A 16,752-nucleotide genomic window follows, 5' to 3' on the forward strand; every position below is an offset into this window, starting at 1 on the left:
TTGATGGCTTGCCTGACCTGGCCTCGATTCGAGGGGATCGTCAGGCTTGACCCGTTTGATCCACGTGCGTTATAGCAGTAACTAGATAGTTACAAAAGGGGGAGAAGCGCATGTACCCAAGCGAAACGCAGATGCAGGTGCGCGACATGGCGCGACAGTTCGCTGACGACGTGATCAAGCCGCTGGCCGAGGAGCTCGATCGTGAGGAGCGCTTCCCTCATGAGATCTATGATCAGATGGGAGAGCTCGGGCTCTTCGGCATCGGCGTTCCCGAAGCCATGGGAGGCCCGGGGTTCGACACGCTGACCTATGCGCTGGTGATGGAAGAGCTTTCGAGGGGCTATGCCTCGGTCGCCGATCAATGCGGCCTGGTGGAACTCATCTGCACGCTGCTGGTGAGGCACGGCACGCCGGCCCAGCGCCAAGCCTGGCTGGCACCGGTGATGCGCGGAACCAAGCGCGTGGCCTATTGCATAACCGAGCCGGAGGCCGGAACGGACGTGTCCGGCATCAGGACCGCGGCAGAACGGGACGGAGAGGCCTGGCGTCTCAACGGCGGCAAGATCTGGATCCACAACGCGCCGGTCGCCGATGTCGGTTTCGTGCTGGCCCGGACGGACAAGGATGCCGGCCACCGCGGCATGAGCATCTTCATCGTCGATCTCAACGCCAAGGGCGTCGAGCGCGGCCCCAAGGAGCACAAGATGGGGCAGCGTGCCAGCCAGGTTGGCGCGCTCAATTTCACCGATGTCGTGCTCGGGCCGGATGCGCTCTTGGGAGACCTCGGCAAGGGCTTCCACATGATGATGAGCGTGCTGGACAAGGGCCGCGTCGGCATCGCGGCGCTCGCGGTCGGCATCGGCCAGGCCGGCCTGGAGGCTGCCGTCGACTATGCCCGCCAGCGCAGGCAGTTCGGCAAGGCAATCGCCGAGTTCCAGGGCGTGCAATGGCTGATTGCCGACATGGCCAAGGATATCGAGGCTGCACGTCTTCTGGTGCACAGCGCGGCTACGAAGATCGATCGCGGGGACAATGCGACCAAGGCCTGTTCGATCGCCAAATGCTTCGCCGGCGACATGGCGGTGACCCGCACGGCCGACGCCGTCCAGGTCTTCGGCGGTTCCGGCTACATCCGCGGCTTCGAGGTCGAGCGCCTGTATCGCGACGCCAAGATCACCCAGATCTATGAAGGCACCAACCAGATCCAGCGCATGATCATCGCCCGCGAGTTGTTCAAACATGGAGCGCTGGCATGAGTACGCCGCTCCGGCAGGCGGCCTTCATCACCGGCTCGAGCCGAGGAATCGGCCTGGCGGCCGCCATCGAACTGGCCAGGAACGGGTTTGCGATCGCCTTGAACGGGCCCGTGGATGATGCGGAACTGCAGGCCGCCGAGAAACGCGTGCGTGGCCTTGGTGTCCCGGTCACCCGCGTCGCCGGCGACATCGCCGATATCGGTGCGCATGAGACAATGCTCGACCTGGCCGAAAAGGCGCTGGGGCCGCTTTCGACGCTCGTCAACAATGCGGGCGTATCGGTGTTGAGCCGCGGCGACCCGCTCGATGTCAGCGAGGAAAGCTACGACCGCTGCCAGGCTGTGAATGCCAAAGCGCAATTCTTCCTGTGCCAGAAATGGGCAAGACGCGTTATCGCGCGCGATCGCAATGACGGCCGCTTCTATGCGATCTTGAATGTGTCGTCATCGAATGCCGATGCGGTCGCCGAGCCGCGCGCGGAGTACTGCGTTTCGAAAGCGGGCTCAGCCATGGTCAGCAAGGTGTTCGCCGTTCGCCTGGGGCGCGAGAACATTGCCGTCTACGACATCAGGCCGGGCCTGATCGAGACCGCGATGACGCAATCCGTGACCAGCCTGTACCAGCGGCGCATCGATGAAGAGGGCCTGACCCTGATGCGGCGCCTGGGCCAGCCGCAGGATGTCGGCACCGTGATGGCGACCCTTGCCACCGGCAAGCTGCCCTATACGACAGGCCAGGTGATCGCCGTGGATGCGGGCATGCTGGTGCCGAGATTTTGAGGAAACTACGATGATCCGTCTTCCAGACGCCAATGGCGCTTTCTCCGACTATCGGCTCAGCGGCAAGGTGATCCCGGCCGCCCGCTTGCCCGCCGGCGCGGCGCGCGTCGTGTTTTCGGCGGCGCATGTGGTGGCCGATCCGTTCACCGCCAATGATCCTTCCGGCCCGGCTACGGTCGACTGGAAGGCGACGATGGCGTTTCGTCACCATCTGAACGATCTCGGCCTCGGCATTGCCGAAGCGATGGACACGGCCCAGCGCGGCATGGGCCTGGACTGGCCTCGGGCCCTCGAGCTTATCCGGCGCACCCGCGAGGAGCTTCCGCAGGCGCTGATCTTCAATGGATGTGGCACCGACCAGCTCGAGCCGAGCCAGGCGCGTGGGCTTGACGACGTTCGCCGCGCCTATTTCAAACAAATTGAGGCCATCCAAGCCCTGGGAGGGCGCCTGATCCTGATGGCGAGCCGCGCCCTTGCTGCGGTGGCCGGCTCACCGGAAGATTATGTGAAGGTCTATGGCGATGTCCTGGCCCGCTGCGACCAGCCCGTCATCCTCCACTGGCTTGGTGACATGTTCGATCCGGCGCTCAAGGGCTACTGGGGCAGCGAAAGCTTCGAGGCCGCCATGCAGGTGGCATTGCGCGTCATCGAAGAGAACGTGGCAAAAGTGGACGGCATCAAGATTTCGCTCCTGGACAAGGACAAGGAAATCCTGATGCGGCGGCGCCTGCCCGCCGGCGTCAGAATGTATACGGGCGATGACTTCAACTATCCGGAATTGATCGCCGGCGACGAGGTCGGCTTTTCGCATGCCCTTCTCGGTATTTTCGATCCTCTTGCGCCGGCTGCGGCCTTCGCCATCCAGAAACTGGGGGAGGGCGACAGGCAAGCCTTTCATGCGGTACTGGATCCCACCGTCCCGCTGGCGCGGCTCATCTTCCGGGCACCCACCCAGTTCTACAAGACGGGCGTCGTCTTCCTCGCCTGGCTCAATGGCTTCCAGGAGCATTTCATCATGCTGGGCGGGGCGCAGGCCATGCGGCCGCTGCCTTATTTCGTCGAACTTTTCAAGCAGGCGGATACCTGCGGCCTGCTGCGCGACCCGGATCTGGCAACCGATCGTATGCGCAGGCTGCTTGCCCTTTACGGCGCCTGAGAGGTCGCGATGCGCGATTTCTCGACGGATCATTCGGCGCTCGCCCTGAATACCGCGACGCTCGGGCACAATCTGGACGGGCATGGCGCTGGCTGGCCCATCGAGCGCGTCATCGATGCCTGCGCCGAGCGCGGCTTTGGCGGGATCGTGTTCTGGCGCCGGGAGATTGGGGATCGCGCCATCGCGATCGGCGATCGTGCCCGCCAGGCGGGCCTCGAAGTCGCGGGCCTGTGTCGCAGCCCCTTCCTGGTAGGCCCGATGGCACCGCGGCCTCTATCCACCCTGCGGGATGACTTCCGGGCCTCGATCGACATGGCGGCAGGACTCGGGACCTCGATCCTGACCATCGTCGTCGGCGGGGTCGAGCCGGGCAGTCTCGGGGTGGAGGAAAGCCTGAAACGCGTGGCCGAGCGGGTCGCCGAAGCCGCACCCTACGCGGCACAGAGGGGCGTTCGCCTGGCGCTCGAACCGCTCAACCCAGTCTATGCGGGTAACCGCTCCTGCCTGGTGACGATGCGTGACGCCGTCGACCTCTGCGAGGCGATCGGCGAGGCCAATGTCGGCATTGCCGTCGATGTCTATCACGTCTGGTGGGACACCTCTCTTGCCGGCGAACTCCGGCGTGCCGGCAAGGAGCGCATCCTGGGATATCATTTGTGCGACTGGCTTGCCGAGACGCGCGATGTCCTGCTCGATCGCGGCATGATGGGAGATGGCGTCGCCGATCTGAAGTCGCTGCGCGCGGCGGTGGAAGACGCAGGTTATCGGGGTTTGTGCGAGGTCGAGGTCTTTTCGGCCGAGAATTGGTGGAAGCGCGATCCGGCGCAGGTGCTCGACACCTGCGTCGAGCGCTTTCGCTCCGTCTGTTGAAACGCTTGTCTTCGAGCGCGCTACGGCCTTCTCAGCGATCTGTTGACGGTTGTGCCGGCGTTGCAAGGAGAACTTTGATTGGACGCTCCCGCTAGACTAGGGTCTCGATGGTTCGAAGCATCGCAGTGAGCGTCAGGGAAACTGGGCGGAAGTGGTCAGGCGTCCAAAAGGGCCGAGTATCAAGGACATCGCCCAGGCGGTTGGGCTGTCAACGGCGGCGGTGTCCTATGCCCTGAGCGGCAATGGCCGCGTCTCGATCGAGACCCAGGAAAATGTCCGGCGCGTCGCCGATGCCATGGGCTTTATCAGGAATGACACCGCAGCACGTTTGCGCACGGGCGAATCCAACCTGCTCGGTGTGATCGTTCACGACATTTCCAACCCGTTCTTTGCGGAATTGCTCAGTGATTTCGAGGCGTTTTGCTACGAAGCGGGCTATCTGACCATTGTCGCGAATACCAAGGACGATCTGGCGCGCCAGGCGACGCTAATCGACGCTCTGGTCGCGCAGAATGTTGCCGGCCTGCTGATCAGTCCGGGTCATACGACATCATGCGACATGATGGTGGGCCTTCGTCGGCGATCGAAGCCCTATGTGATTTGCGTACGGGACATCAACGATCCTTCGGCTGATTTCATCGGTGCCGACGATGAAACGGCGGGCTATCTTGCCGCCCGGCACCTCATCGACACCGGCATCGTCGAATTCGGCTTTGTCGGTGGCCATGAAAGAAGCAAGACCTGGGCTGGCCGTCTTCAGGGCATTCGCAGGGCCTTGGGAGAGGTTGGCAAAAGCATCGCGCTAGAGCACATCATACCGACCTCACCCACGAACGAGGGCGGAGAGATCGCGATGAGGCGGTTGCTGGAGACGAATCCAGACTGCTGCGCGGCCATTTGCTTCAACGATTACGTCGCCTTCGGAGCCTATGCCGCCCTTCACCTTGCGGGCAGGCTCGTCGGCGTCAACTACTCGATCGTCGGGTTCGACAATCTGCCTCAATCATCTTCCCTGCTGCCCGCGCTCACGACCGTGGATCTCTTCCCCCGCACAATCGGCAGGCATGCCGCCGCGACGCTGCTGGAGAAGGTGAGGGGAGCGGGGCTCGAGCCTCGGCGATATCTGGTCGAGCCCACTCTTGTCGTGCGCCACTCGGTGGCAGGCGCCGTTCCGCATCCGCGGCTTTGACGTTGACCGTATCGGCGAAAGCAGGCTAACTATGCATAGAAAATAACTATACAGTTACTTATATATCGGCTCGCGGCGGCGCGGGACCGGGGAGGAGCGTGCCGGTGTCTGCTCAATTCGATTACATCATCGTCGGCGCTGGCCCGGCTGGCTGCGTGCTCGCCTCGCGCTTGAGCGAAGACCCCGACGTCAAGGTGCTTCTTCTCGAGGCCGGAGGCGGTGACAGCAACTTTCTGTTCCACTGGCCTGCAGGCTTTGCCCGGATGACGAAGGGCATCGCTTCCTGGGGATGGTCGACCGTACCGCAGCGCCACATGCAAGGGCGGGTGCTTTGGTACACCCAGGCGAAGGTGCTGGGCGGAGGATCCACCATCAATGCCCAGATCTACACCCGCGGCAATGCACTCGACTATGATGCCTGGCGCGACGAGGCCGGTTGCGAGGGCTGGGGCTATCGCGATCTTCTTCCCTATTTCAAGAGAGCCGAGGGCAATCAGCGCTTCGACGACGAATTCCATGGCGTCGACGGTCCGCTTGGTGTGGCGATGCCGCGTGGGGCGCTTCCGATCTGCGATGCCTTCATTCGGGCCGGGCAACAGGCCGGCCTCCCCTACAACCCCGACTTCAACGGGCGCTATCAGCGCGGCATCGGCTATTACCAGCTCACGCAACGCGATGCCCGTCGCTCCTCGGCGGCTGTGGCGTTCTTGCGGCCTGCCATGCCGAGGCCCAATCTGACCGTCATGAGCAATGCCGAGGTCAGGCGGATCTTGGTGGAGCGGGGACGGGCAGCCGGCGTCGAGGTCAAGGAGGGCGCGGCACTCAGGCGTATTGCATGCGACCGGGAGGTTCTCGTTTCCTCGGGCGCGATCGGCTCGCCCCGCCTTCTCCTGTTGTCGGGTATCGGCCCGGCCCGCCACCTCGGCTCCGTCGGCGTGAAGGTCGTCCACGACCTGTCCGGGGTCGGCGAGAACCTTCAGGACCATGTCGATCTGTGCGTATTGTGCGAGTGCAGCGGCGACCATTCCTACGATCGGGTTCAGCGCCCGCATCGTATGGTGGCCGCGGGCCTGCAATACATGCTGTTCAAGACAGGGCCGGTGGTGTCCTCGCTCTTTGAAACGGGCGGGTTCTGGTACGCCGATCCCGCCGCGCGATCACCCGATATCCAGTTTCATTTCGGGCAGGGCTCCGGGATCGAGGCCGGCATCGCCAAGCTCCAGAACCCGGGCGTCACCTTGAACACTGCCTTCATGAGGCCGCGCTCGCGCGGCAGCGTGCGATTGAAGAGTGCCGATCCCGCAGATGCACCGCTGATAGACCCCAATTACTGGGCCGATCCCTATGATCTGGAAATGTCTCAGCGCGGTCTCGAACTCGGGCGCCAGATCATGGCGCAGCCGGCATTGGCGCCATTCCTGAAGCGAGAGGTCCTGCCGGGAGCGGACATCGGCAACGACCCGTCAAAGGCCTTCGACTACGCCTGCCGGATGGCAAAAACGGACCATCATCCGGTTGGAACCTGCAAGATGGGACATGACGCGATGTCGGTGGTGGGGATGGATCTCAAGGTTCACGGCATCGATGGGCTGAGGGTCTGCGATTCCTCGATCATGCCCTTGATCAATTCCTCCAATACCAATGCTCCCACCATCATGATCGGCGAAAAGGCAGCCGATCTGGTGAGGGGCCGGCCGGCTCTTCCGAGTGCCGTATTCTCCTGGGAGCGCAACGAGCCGCGTCCGTTCGCCGAGGCCTAGGGCGTTGACAATATCAAGCCAAAATGAAATAACTAATTAGTTACTACTGAAGTCCGCACAAAATTGCTTAAACGGATAAGCGGCACCGAGGGAGGGAAGACTTGATCCAGGTTAGAGGCATTCAGCATATCGGCGTCACCGTGCCGGATATGAAACAGGCCGTTGACTTCTTCCAAACGGTCTTCGGTGCCGTCACGGTAATGGAATGCGGTGGTGCCGATCTCGACGACGAGTTCATGGTCCGCCGACTCGGTGTCCCGGCTGGGACGCGCATCAAGGATCAGCGCGTCATCCTGTGCGGGAACGGAGGAAATCTCGAGCTCTTCGAATATTCCGGCGAGCCCGAGCAGACACCGATGAAACGCAACAGCGAGGTCGGCGGCTTCCACCTTGCCTTCCAGGTCGATGACGTGGGCGCTGCCACGGAGAGGCTTCGCGCTGCCGGCGTCGAAGTGCTCGATGGACCCACGCGCATCCCGTCAGGGCCTCTGGAGGGCCTCGACTGGATCTATCTGAGGGCGCCATGGGGCCTGTCTCTCGAACTGGTCAGCTGGGACGGAGCGCTGGGCTACGAGCGCGACGGCGGCCCGAAAATGTGGTCCGTGAATAGCTGAGAGTTTGAGGGCAGGGAACGCAGCTTTCCCCTGCCGGCTGAACCCAAGCAGTCCGGTGACTATCTGCTTAATCGAATAAGCGTGCACTGCCTAATATCCAGGGAGGGAAATGGGAATGCTACACGTCAAGAAGTCTGTGTGGGCGGCCTGCATGGTGACCATGCTGGCCGGAACTGCCTGGGCGCAGGACAAGCCCTATGCCGGCGTGGAACTGAAGATGCTCGGTATCGGCGATACGTCGGTCACGCGCGTCGCTCCCCTCGTTGGGGAGTTCGAAGCGCAGACCGGCATCAAGGTCCATATCGACCAGCTGCCCTATCCCGGGCTGATCGACAAGATCATCGTCGAATCGAGCTCCGATAGTCCCACCTACCAGCTGCTGTGGGTGGACAGTCCCTGGGTCGGCATGCTCGGCGAAGCCGGTGCGCTGGAGGACCTGACGTCACGAGCCAAGCGAGATGCCAGGGAGATCGGCCTTGACGACATCGTTCCCGTTCAGCTGCAGGAACTGAGCTGGCAAGGAAAGCTGCTTGGCTTCCCGGCCTCGGGAATGACGTGGCTCCAGCAATATCGGCAAGACCTGATCGACAACCCCGATGAGAAGTCCAATTTCAAGAAGAAATACGGCTACGACCTGGCGCCGGCCAAGACCTGGCAGCAATACCGCGACATTGCCGAGTTCTTCACGCGCAAGAAGGGAGAGCCGGCCGGCGGCAAGCCCCTCGATCATGATCTTTATGGCGTGAGCCAGTCCTACAGCCGCGTGCAGGGGGCCATTACCCACGACTACTTCCCCTTCATGCGCTCCTTCGGCGGCGACTATTGGGACCCGAAGACCGGTTTGTGCGCCATGACGGGCGAGCCCCATGTGAAGGCCGCCGAATATATGAAGGCGCTCATCCCCTTCAATCCGCCGGATTATCTGGGGCTGATGTGGGACATCCAGTCCGGCTTCATGGAGCGCGGAGCGGCGGCACAGGCAGCTTATTGGAGCGTGCGTTCGGTGCGGCTGACCAATCCCGACGAGGCGACGGTCGCCAAGGACGGCAAGGTCGGTTTTGCCGCAAACCCCGTCTCGGACGCGGGGGCCCAACCGACCTATACGGGCACGCTTGGTTTCGCCGTCAACGCCAAGTCACCCGAGAAGGAGAAGGACGCGGCCTGGGAATTCATCAAATGGGCGACGAGCGAGAAGCTCATGCGACGGTTTGCCGAAGAAGGCAAGGGCGTCAGCCAGTTCCGCAAGTCGATCCTCGCCGATCCCAAGCTTCAGGCCAAGTACCCCTATTACAAGGTCCTCCTCGACAGCCAGGTCGATGCGCGTCGCCGGATCTTCCATCCGTTCTACCAGACGGTTGAAGAAAACTTCGGCGTCGAGCTGAGCAAATACATGGCTGGGGAAACGCCGACGGCGCTCGAGGCCCTGACCAAGGCATGCACTGCGGTGAATACGCAGCTCTCCATGTTCCCGCTCGAACAGCGCCTGCGCTGGATCAAGGACACGCCGGTCGAAGTCCTGGCGAAGTAGATCGCACGAGGACCTCCAGCCTGGATAGCTCCGGCCTGCGAGCCGGGGCGATCAGCCGATGCATCGGGGAGACGCCATGAGCCAGATAGCCAACCGCAACAGAGCCATCGCACGCATCTTTCTGCTGCCGGCGATCGTCATCCTGTTCGTCACGACCATCTTCCCGATGCTGTACGCGCTCTGGCTCAGTTTCCGGAACTATGACCTTGCCAAGCCCTTCATCCCGCGCATTTTCGTCGGGCTGTCGAACTACGCGGAAGTCCTTAGCTCCTCGGCGTTCCTGCATGCCTTGATCACCACGTTCAAGCTGATGGCGATGACGCTGTCGGTGCAACTGGTCCTGGGCGTGGGCATGGCGATTCTGGTCACCCAGAAACTGCCGGCCATGGGGATCGTGCGCACCCTCCTGCTCATTCCCATGATGATTTCGCCCGTGATCGTGGGATTGGTCTGGCTGTTCCTCTATTTCCCGGAACTTGGCTATCTCAATTATTTTACCGGACTGCTTGGGATCTCGCCCATCGGCTGGATCACCACCACGAACTGGGCGCTGACGGCCATCGCCATCGCCGACATCTGGCAATGGACGCCCTTCTTCATGATGGGAACGGCGGCCGCGTTGCAGAGCCTGCCGACGGAACCCTATGAGGCAGCCCGCATCGACGGCAATTCCCGCTGGGACGTCTTTTGTTTCGTGACCCTGCCCCAGTTGAGGCCCGTGCTGGCGAGCCTGCTGTTCTTGAGGGCGATCGATGCCTTCAAGATCTACGACATCATCTACGTGCTGACCAAGGGCGGTCCCGCTGACGCGACCGAGGTCGTGTCGCTCTACATCTACCGCCAGAGCTTCACGTTCTGGCGGATGGGCGTAGGGGCTGCCGCGTCCTTTGTCTCGCTGGTCATCATCTCGCTGCTGATCACCTATTTCTTCCGATCGATGCAGCGGCGCCAGGCCATCCAGGCAAGATAGGCGGGAGGTTCTAAGTCATGACGCCCACAATACGCGAAAAAACGCTGATCTATCTGCTCATCGGCATCGTGCTGATCGTCTTCATGCTGCCGATCTATCTCATCCTCGCCTCGTCGTTGAAACAGCCCGTGGATATGTTCTCGCAGCCGCCGAAGTTCATCTTCACGCCGACGCTGCAGAATTACTACGACCTGTTCACCATACGCCCGTTCCACCTGCAGATCCTGAATAGCCTCATCGTGGCGCTGGGGTCGACGGCCTTCAGCCTGGTCATAGGCTCGCTCGCCGCCTATGCGATCTCACGGATCAAGAACAAGTGGATCAACGACGTCGCCTTCTGGATCCTGTCGATGCGGATGTTTCCGCCGATCACCGTCGTCGTGCCATACTACATCATCTTCAAGACGATCGGCCTGCTCGATACACCCCTTGCCCTGATCATCGTCTATTCGACCTTCAACATTCCACTTACCGTCTGGTTGATGAAGGGCTTCTTCGACGAGGTCCCCGAGGCCCTCGAAGAAGCGGCCCAGGTCGATGGGCATGGTGTGATCACCACCTTTCTCAAGGTGACGCTCCCCCTGACCGCGCCAGGCCTGGCCGTCTCGGCCGTGTTCTGCTTCATCTTCTCGTGGAACGAGTTTCTGTTCGCACTGATGCTGACCGGCTCCAAGGCCCAGACGGTCACCGTCGCGGTGATGTCCTTCTGGTCCAGCGATGCGGTCCAATGGGGACGCATCATGGCCGGCTCGTTCATCGTGCTCATTCCAGGAATGATCTTTGTCCTCACCTGCCAGCGCTGGCTCGTGAAGGGATTGACCATGGGTTCCGTCAAGGGCTGAAGCCGCGTCGAAACAAGGGGTTAGAGCAAGGAGGCGTTCAGCCTGAACGCGTCTGCTCCAGGCAGTTGGGAGTGTAACCGCATGTCATCCGTAACGCTGCGCGGTGTCATCAAGCGCTATGGCCAGATTGAGGTCGTGCACAATATCGACCTGGCGATCGAGGAGGGGGAGTTCGTGGTCCTGCTGGGACCGTCGGGCTGCGGCAAGACGACGACCCTGCGGATGGTCGCGGGCCTCGAAGACATTTCGCAAGGCGAAATCGAGATCGCGGGCAGGGTGGTGAACAGCGTTGCGCCCAAGGACCGCCAGATTGCGATGGTCTTCCAGAACTACGCTCTCTATCCGCATATGACGGTGCGGCAGAACATGGAGTTCGCGCTCAAGCCGCAAAAGCTCTCGGCCCAGGACGTTGCGGCTCGTATCACCGAGGCCGTCCGGATACTCGGCCTGGAGGCCCTGCTCGATCGCAGGCCGTCGCAGCTTTCCGGCGGCCAGCGCCAGCGTGTAGCCATGGGACGGGCGATGGTGCGCACGCCCAAGGTCTTCCTGTTCGACGAGCCGCTCTCCAACCTGGACGCGAAGCTCCGCACGCAAGTCCGGCTCGAAATCGCCAAATTGCACAAGCGCCTCGGGACGACCGTGCTTTATGTCACCCATGATCAGGTCGAGGCCATGACCCTGGCCGACAAGATCGTGATCATGAAGGACGGTCACATCGCGCAAGTCGGCTCCCCCGAAGAGGTTTTCGCGCATCCTCGCAATTTGTTCGTGGCGACCTTCATCGGAAGTCCGGCGATGAACCTCATCCCCGCCGAGGTTCAGCAGGCGAACGGTCGAGCAATGCTTTCGGCCGGGCCATTGGGCTTCCCGGTGCCGGCCTCGATCGCCACCCGGCTCAAGGCCGGCCAGAAGGCCGTCATCGGCATACGTCCCAGCGACATCCAGGTCGTCCCCGATGGGACGCCAGGTCATGACGCCTCGATCGAGGTCACGGAATATCTCGGCTCGGAAGCACTCCTGAATCTGCGGATCGGCGAACAGGAACTCTGCGCCCAGATCCCGGCTTCCAGCCGCCCCTCGGCCGACCGGCAAAGCATCCGGGTTAATTTCGATCCCCGGCATCTTCACGTCTTCGACGCCACCAGCGGCGAAGCCATCAGGGCGTGACCGCCCATCCAGAAGTTTGAGGATCGTCATGGGCCGCGAAATCGTATTCACAGGCAAGCAGCAATTCGAACTCCTCGACTATGAGGAGGAAAAACTGGGCGCGAGTGAGGTGCGTGGGCCCACCCTGGTCACGCTTATCAGCCCCGGCACCGAGCTTGCCTGGGCCAATGGCGACAGCTTTCCGATCCGCCCGGGCTATGCAGCGGTTTTTCGGGCTGAGGAGATCGGTACGGCCGTGACGGATGTGAAGGTGGGGGATCGCCTGCTCTGCATGGGCGGTCATCGGTCCACCCAGCAGTTCGATCACCGTTACACGCTTAAGATACCCGAGGACATGCCGGCGGAACTTGCCGTCGTCGCACGATTGATGGGCGTGTCGATGACCACGCTGATGACGACGGCGGCTCGTCCCGGCGAGAAGGTCATCGTTTGCGGCGCTGGCCCGGTCGGCTACCTGGCAGCCCATCAGTGCCAGATCGCGGGCTATGACGTCACCATCGTCGAGCCGGATCACGGGCGCCGTGAAAAGGCACTCGCTTCCGGTATTGGCCGGGCACTGGCCGCCATTCCGGTCGAGGACGCGGACTATCGAGGGAAGGTCGCCCTCGTGATTGATTGCTCCGGCCACGAGAAGGCTGTGCTCGATGGCTGCAAAGTCGTCCGCAAGCGCGGCGAGGTTGTGCTGGTGGGCGTTCCCTGGAAGGCTTACACGGACATCTCGGCCCATGAAATCCTGCACGAAGTCTTTTTCAACTATGTCGTGCTGCGCAGCGGCTGGGAATGGGAGATTCCTGTCCTTTCTCGCGGGTTCATATGGGAAGAACTCTATGAGGGCTACAACAACGCGCCGCACAGTACCTTCTCTGGTCTGGCGACCGCACTCAAATGGCTGGCGGACAACCGCATTCCGACTGCCGGAATGTTCAGCGCGATGACACCATATGACCCCGCCACGTCCTATCGGAGATTGCTCCGGAAGGAAGTCGAGGAACCATTCGTCATCCTCGATTGGACCGCGGCCTGAGTTCTTTGAAGCCGGACTGTCGAGCCTGTATGACCGTTGGGGCGGTTCAAGCGCGTTTTGAGGGATCGCAAGAGACCGCATTTGAGCGAGCTGCAGATCCAACCGGCAAACCGCTCTGCGAATCAGCGTGGGTTCCTCCCACTGCGGCTTGCTTGCGCCGGCGGCAAGAGGCTGATCCAGTTCCGGCAGCCGCGGATTGATCCTTGGTTTGGTTGACGGCCGACCTTCCCAACTCGGAAAGGCCTCTCGAGCCAATCATCTCTCGGGGGCGTTTGGCTGCCGATCGCCCGGAAAACACGGTCTTCATTCCAGGCTGGCTCACACCGGGACGTCTGGAATTGCTTTGCAAAGACAGACTATATCTATGTGACGAACGGGTTTTGTTCTATATCCTCACCAGGGTCGTCGTCTTCGCGCTTGTTTTGTTGACCATTTGGTCAGTTCAGCGGGGCGGCTTCTATACAGGTCGGCCTGTTCCTCTGTGCGGGCTGTCACGCCTGAATCCGTCGTACTTGTTATGATCCTTATCGGCGCGGTGTGTGCCGCCAGATTTTAGGAGATACTGATGACGAGCAAATTTGAAGTTCGGCGGGGCCTGTTGTTTGGGGTCTTGGGAAGCGGGCTGGCCGTTGTGCTTGCCAGCTGCGCGTCAGGTTACCCCGACGAACCTGTCTACGTGGACGAACCGGAGCCTCTGCGTCGGAAGATGAGGTCGACCCGACCTCATCACAAGATGATGCCCCCGCGCAGGCGCGTGATCATGGAGCCAGGCGCTGGCGACGATGAACGCGGCCCGATGCCCAGCGGCGGCGGCGGAGGAGGCAGTGGGGGCGGAAATAGCGGCGGCGGCGGCTCGAGCGGGGGCGGCGGGTGGTCGGACCGCCGGCTTAAGACCGATATCCGTGCCATCGGCCAGTCTCCCAGCGGCCTCACCATCTATCGCTTCCGCTATGTCTGGGGCGGCCCGATCTATGTGGGCGTCATGGCCCAGGATCTTCTTGAGACACACCCGGAAGCGGTCATCCATACCGACAGTGGCTACTTCATGGTGGACTATGACCGCATCGATGTGAAGATGACGATGTTGGCGGATTATCAAAGGGCCGCACACCTGCTCGGTCGCTGAGTGCAATAATGCCGACGGCATAGAACCTGGCTTGAAGCCAGGTTCTATGCCGTAGAAAAGAACTGTCCTTCGCCTCCGTTGCGACGCTGCGTCAGAACAGGTCGAGACGAGGATTGCGCTTCTGCCAGGCCTTGCGAGCAAGCAGCACGACCGTGCTGTCGACATCCGATGTCGGGGCCACCGCATCGCTGCCCAACTCGCCATTGAGCTTGTCGATGACCTTCTTTTTCTCGGCCAGCGGTAGAGCCTGAAGATTTCCGGCTTCTTCTTTGTGTTCGCCGTAAGCATCGAGCGCGACGGCGAGGCTCGAATACCAGACAGCCTTTTCCAGATCGCGCTGCGCCGCCGGGCCTTTGGAATAGATCCAGCCCAGATTGGACGCTGCGTAGAAGTCGCCGCGTTCAGCGCCGATCTCATACCAGCTCGTGGCGGTCGCCAGGTCTTTCTTGACGCCGTTGCCCTTGAAATACATGGCGCCGATATTGGTGGGCGCGCCGGGATGGCCGCCCTCGGAGGCTTGCTTGAACAATTCCATTGCCATGGCCGGCTTGCGCGCCACGCCTTTACCGTCGAGATAGGCGATGCCCATATTGCGCATCGCATAGATGTCGTTTCGCGCCAGGGCCGCTTCGTAGAACTTGACGCCGCGCTTTGGATTGGCCGGCAGGTTCTGGCCATAATAATACATGGCGCCGACAGCATTCATCGCATAGGTATGCCCGAGTTCCACAGCCCGGTTGAGCAGCTTGACGCCCTCATCCACTGATTTGGCCACGCCTCGTCCCAGGGTTAGGTTGCGGCCATAGGCGAGCATGGCATAGGGGTCGCCACGGTCGGCGCCCATTTTGAACAGCCTGTTGGCTTCGACCAGATCCTGCGAGCGGCCGAGGCCGCGTTCGGCCAGATAGCCGAGCTCATAATAGGCACGTATATAGCTTGCATCGGCAGCCGCGTTGAAAAGTTCGATTGCGCCCGCAACGTCCTTATCGGCCAGCTTGGCGCGGCCGAGTTCGTATTTATAGCGCGCGACAGTGGGAAATTTGGCGACCGCCTCGCTGCAGGCGGCGATGGCCGGCTTGGCGTCGATCTCGTTCGGCAGCTTGCCGACGGTGACGCCCTGCGGGTCGAGTGGTTCGCCCGCCTTGTCGTCGCAGACGGGTACGAAAGACTCGATCTTGCCGGTGACGACCTGTCCCTCGCCGCCGGGCTGCTCGACCTTGAGCTGCACGCTTTGCACCTTGCCTTCCGAGCCGATCGACGGTTCGAAGGTGATGGCACGCACGGCGTTCTGGTCGACGACGTCACCCTCGGCCAGAGGCGCTCCGTTGAGATACATCGTACCGAAACCCGGTGCCGCGGCGATCTGGATTTGCGCGCCCGTCGCGGCGCGCACCAGCGGCAGATCGTCCAGCATCGCGACCTGGCCGACACCGATCGGCACGCGGCGCGGCTTGTTGAAGGTTTCGCCAAGCAGCGCGGCGACCTGTATCGGGGCTTCCTGATCGGTGAAAGTATCCGATCCCTGCTTGGGCGCCGGGCCAATCTTCACGGTGGCATTCCTGGCAACCTGTACGGGTGCCGCCGCGGCAATGCGGATGACAGGCTTGGCCAGATAGATCGGCTGGGCCAGCGTGCCGACCGACCAGGGGCGCTGGCGCTTGTTGGTGGCCGCCCACACGTCGTCGGTCACCTTGTCGAGCGCGCGCTGCACATCGACACCCAGCGTGAAGGAATATTTCACCATGGAGCCGGTGAATGGCGAATTGTCCCCGGTGCCATCTTCCGCGACCGCGCCGGGCTGGGTCGAATAGGCGATGAGGCTGCTCGGCGGGCTGGTCAGGGGGGCGAGGCCGACGCCGGCGACCGCCATCTGCTTTTGCGGCCCGACCAGGAATGAGCGGGACTGGAATGGATTGTTCCGGCACGAATCCAGATAAATGAGCTGCGCCTTGGAGTTCTGCTGCATATAGGCGAAGATCGTCTTGACGTTGATCGTCTCGACCTCCAGGTCGGCCGGATCCTTCAGCTTGGCATCGATGGGAATGATGCGGTTGTCGCCGCCCACCTGAATGCCATGGCCGGAATAATAGAACACGCTGAGGTCGGCGCCCGGCAGCGAGCGGATGAAGCGTTGCAGGGCCTTGTCGAAATCGTTCCGATCGAGGTCGAGCGCCGACACCACTTCGAAGCCTTCGCGTTTCAAGGCAGTCGCGACGGCCTGCGCATCCTTGTCCGGATTGTTGAGCTGGGGAACCACCGTGTAGTGGCTGTTTCCAACCACGAAAGCCACGCGCCGCTCCGCCGCCTTGACGCTCGCCGGCAAGGCAAGCATGACAGCCGCGAGCGCTGCAACCGGCAGGCCGGTCCTCCAAGCAAGGCAATGACGCTTGCCCGGATCCTGATTTGAGGTCAGCATCTCCACCAACGCCTCCTGTACTATATTTGACTCCATGATATCAGTTTTCGAAGCA

The 16,752-nt window shown here is 61.9% G+C and carries 14 protein-coding genes; 13 read left to right on the plus strand and 1 reads right to left on the minus strand.

Annotation, left to right across the window (positions count from 1 at the left end):
• The first annotated feature begins 110 nt into the window (after positions 1 to 110).
• From AB4037_RS03795 to AB4037_RS03855, 13 genes are all read left to right on the plus strand, one after another.
• A complete protein-coding gene (locus AB4037_RS03795) occupies positions 111 to 1,256 on the plus strand; it encodes an acyl-CoA dehydrogenase family protein (protein ID WP_441770585.1) in 1,146 nt (381 codons plus the stop codon).
• Positions 1,253 to 2,035: a 3-ketoacyl-ACP reductase gene (locus tag AB4037_RS03800; protein ID WP_441770586.1), complete on the plus strand. Its 783-nt coding sequence runs from the start codon at positions 1,253 to 1,255 to the stop codon at positions 2,033 to 2,035. Before AB4037_RS03795 ends, AB4037_RS03800 begins: the two co-directional genes overlap by 4 nt.
• Before the next feature lie 10 nt (positions 2,036 to 2,045).
• The gene (locus tag AB4037_RS03805; protein WP_441770587.1) at positions 2,046 to 3,191 is read left to right on the plus strand and encodes a dihydrodipicolinate synthase family protein; all 1,146 of its coding nucleotides are present in this window, start codon (positions 2,046 to 2,048) and stop codon (positions 3,189 to 3,191) included.
• Between the two features lie 9 nt (positions 3,192 to 3,200).
• Positions 3,201 to 4,061, plus strand: a complete 861-nt coding sequence (locus AB4037_RS03810; protein WP_441770588.1) for a sugar phosphate isomerase/epimerase family protein — start codon at positions 3,201 to 3,203, stop codon at positions 4,059 to 4,061.
• Between the two features lie 151 nt (positions 4,062 to 4,212).
• Positions 4,213 to 5,250: a LacI family DNA-binding transcriptional regulator gene (locus tag AB4037_RS03815; protein WP_441770589.1), complete on the plus strand. Its 1,038-nt coding sequence runs from the start codon at positions 4,213 to 4,215 to the stop codon at positions 5,248 to 5,250.
• Between the two features lie 104 nt (positions 5,251 to 5,354).
• Entirely contained in the window at positions 5,355 to 7,010 is a 1,656-nt protein-coding gene (locus AB4037_RS03820) for a GMC family oxidoreductase (RefSeq protein WP_441770590.1), read from the plus strand.
• A 101-nt stretch (positions 7,011 to 7,111) separates the two neighbouring features.
• Positions 7,112 to 7,624 (plus strand): VOC family protein, encoded by a 513-nt coding sequence (locus AB4037_RS03825; RefSeq protein ID WP_434960565.1) that lies wholly within the window; start codon positions 7,112 to 7,114, stop codon positions 7,622 to 7,624.
• Between the two features lie 115 nt (positions 7,625 to 7,739).
• Positions 7,740 to 9,152, plus strand: a complete 1,413-nt coding sequence (locus AB4037_RS03830) for an extracellular solute-binding protein (protein ID WP_434960566.1) — start codon at positions 7,740 to 7,742, stop codon at positions 9,150 to 9,152.
• A 76-nt stretch (positions 9,153 to 9,228) separates the two neighbouring features.
• On the plus strand, positions 9,229 to 10,122 hold the full coding sequence (locus tag AB4037_RS03835; protein ID WP_441770591.1) for a carbohydrate ABC transporter permease: 894 nt from the start codon (positions 9,229 to 9,231) through the stop codon (positions 10,120 to 10,122).
• A 17-nt stretch (positions 10,123 to 10,139) separates the two neighbouring features.
• Positions 10,140 to 10,964: a carbohydrate ABC transporter permease gene (locus AB4037_RS03840; RefSeq protein WP_434960568.1), complete on the plus strand. Its 825-nt coding sequence runs from the start codon at positions 10,140 to 10,142 to the stop codon at positions 10,962 to 10,964.
• Between the two features lie 81 nt (positions 10,965 to 11,045).
• Positions 11,046 to 12,131 carry an ABC transporter ATP-binding protein gene (locus tag AB4037_RS03845; protein WP_441770592.1) on the plus strand — a complete coding sequence of 362 codons (1,086 nt, stop codon included), beginning with the start codon at positions 11,046 to 11,048 and terminating at the stop codon, positions 12,129 to 12,131.
• Between the two features lie 28 nt (positions 12,132 to 12,159).
• Positions 12,160 to 13,155 (plus strand): zinc-binding dehydrogenase, encoded by a 996-nt coding sequence (locus AB4037_RS03850; RefSeq protein ID WP_441770593.1) that lies wholly within the window; start codon positions 12,160 to 12,162, stop codon positions 13,153 to 13,155.
• A 760-nt stretch (positions 13,156 to 13,915) separates the two neighbouring features.
• Entirely contained in the window at positions 13,916 to 14,281 is a 366-nt protein-coding gene (locus AB4037_RS03855) for a tail fiber domain-containing protein (RefSeq protein ID WP_434960571.1), read from the plus strand.
• A gap of 91 nt (positions 14,282 to 14,372) precedes the next feature.
• Here the strand turns inward: AB4037_RS03855 and AB4037_RS03860 are convergent, their stop codons facing one another.
• Complete coding sequence (locus tag AB4037_RS03860; protein WP_441770594.1) at positions 14,373 to 16,697, minus strand: caspase family protein; 2,325 nt, start codon at positions 16,695 to 16,697, stop codon at positions 14,373 to 14,375.
• Between the last annotated feature and the right edge of the window lie 55 nt (positions 16,698 to 16,752).

The organism is Labrys sp. KB_33_2 (assembly GCF_052114505.1).
Classification (GTDB): Bacteria; Pseudomonadota; Alphaproteobacteria; order Rhizobiales; family Labraceae; genus Labrys.

What these genes read in the sequence shown, in the direction of transcription:
- AB4037_RS03795 (WP_441770585.1), top strand. Translation starts at nt 111, where the DNA reads ATGTACCCAAGCGAAACGCAGATGCAGGTGCGCGACATGGCGCGACAG.
- AB4037_RS03800 (WP_441770586.1), top strand. Translation starts at nt 1,253, where the DNA reads ATGAGTACGCCGCTCCGGCAGGCGGCCTTCATCACCGGCTCGAGCCGA.
- AB4037_RS03805 (WP_441770587.1), top strand. Translation starts at nt 2,046, where the DNA reads ATGATCCGTCTTCCAGACGCCAATGGCGCTTTCTCCGACTATCGGCTC.
- AB4037_RS03810 (WP_441770588.1), top strand. Translation starts at nt 3,201, where the DNA reads ATGCGCGATTTCTCGACGGATCATTCGGCGCTCGCCCTGAATACCGCG.
- AB4037_RS03830 (WP_434960566.1), top strand. Translation starts at nt 7,740, where the DNA reads ATGCTACACGTCAAGAAGTCTGTGTGGGCGGCCTGCATGGTGACCATG.
- AB4037_RS03835 (WP_441770591.1), top strand. Translation starts at nt 9,229, where the DNA reads ATGAGCCAGATAGCCAACCGCAACAGAGCCATCGCACGCATCTTTCTG.
- AB4037_RS03840 (WP_434960568.1), top strand. Translation starts at nt 10,140, where the DNA reads ATGACGCCCACAATACGCGAAAAAACGCTGATCTATCTGCTCATCGGC.
- AB4037_RS03845 (WP_441770592.1), top strand. Translation starts at nt 11,046, where the DNA reads ATGTCATCCGTAACGCTGCGCGGTGTCATCAAGCGCTATGGCCAGATT.
- AB4037_RS03850 (WP_441770593.1), top strand. Translation starts at nt 12,160, where the DNA reads ATGGGCCGCGAAATCGTATTCACAGGCAAGCAGCAATTCGAACTCCTC.
- AB4037_RS03855 (WP_434960571.1), top strand. Translation starts at nt 13,916, where the DNA reads ATGGAGCCAGGCGCTGGCGACGATGAACGCGGCCCGATGCCCAGCGGC.
- AB4037_RS03860 (WP_441770594.1), bottom strand. Translation starts at nt 16,697, where the DNA reads ATGCTGACCTCAAATCAGGATCCGGGCAAGCGTCATTGCCTTGCTTGG.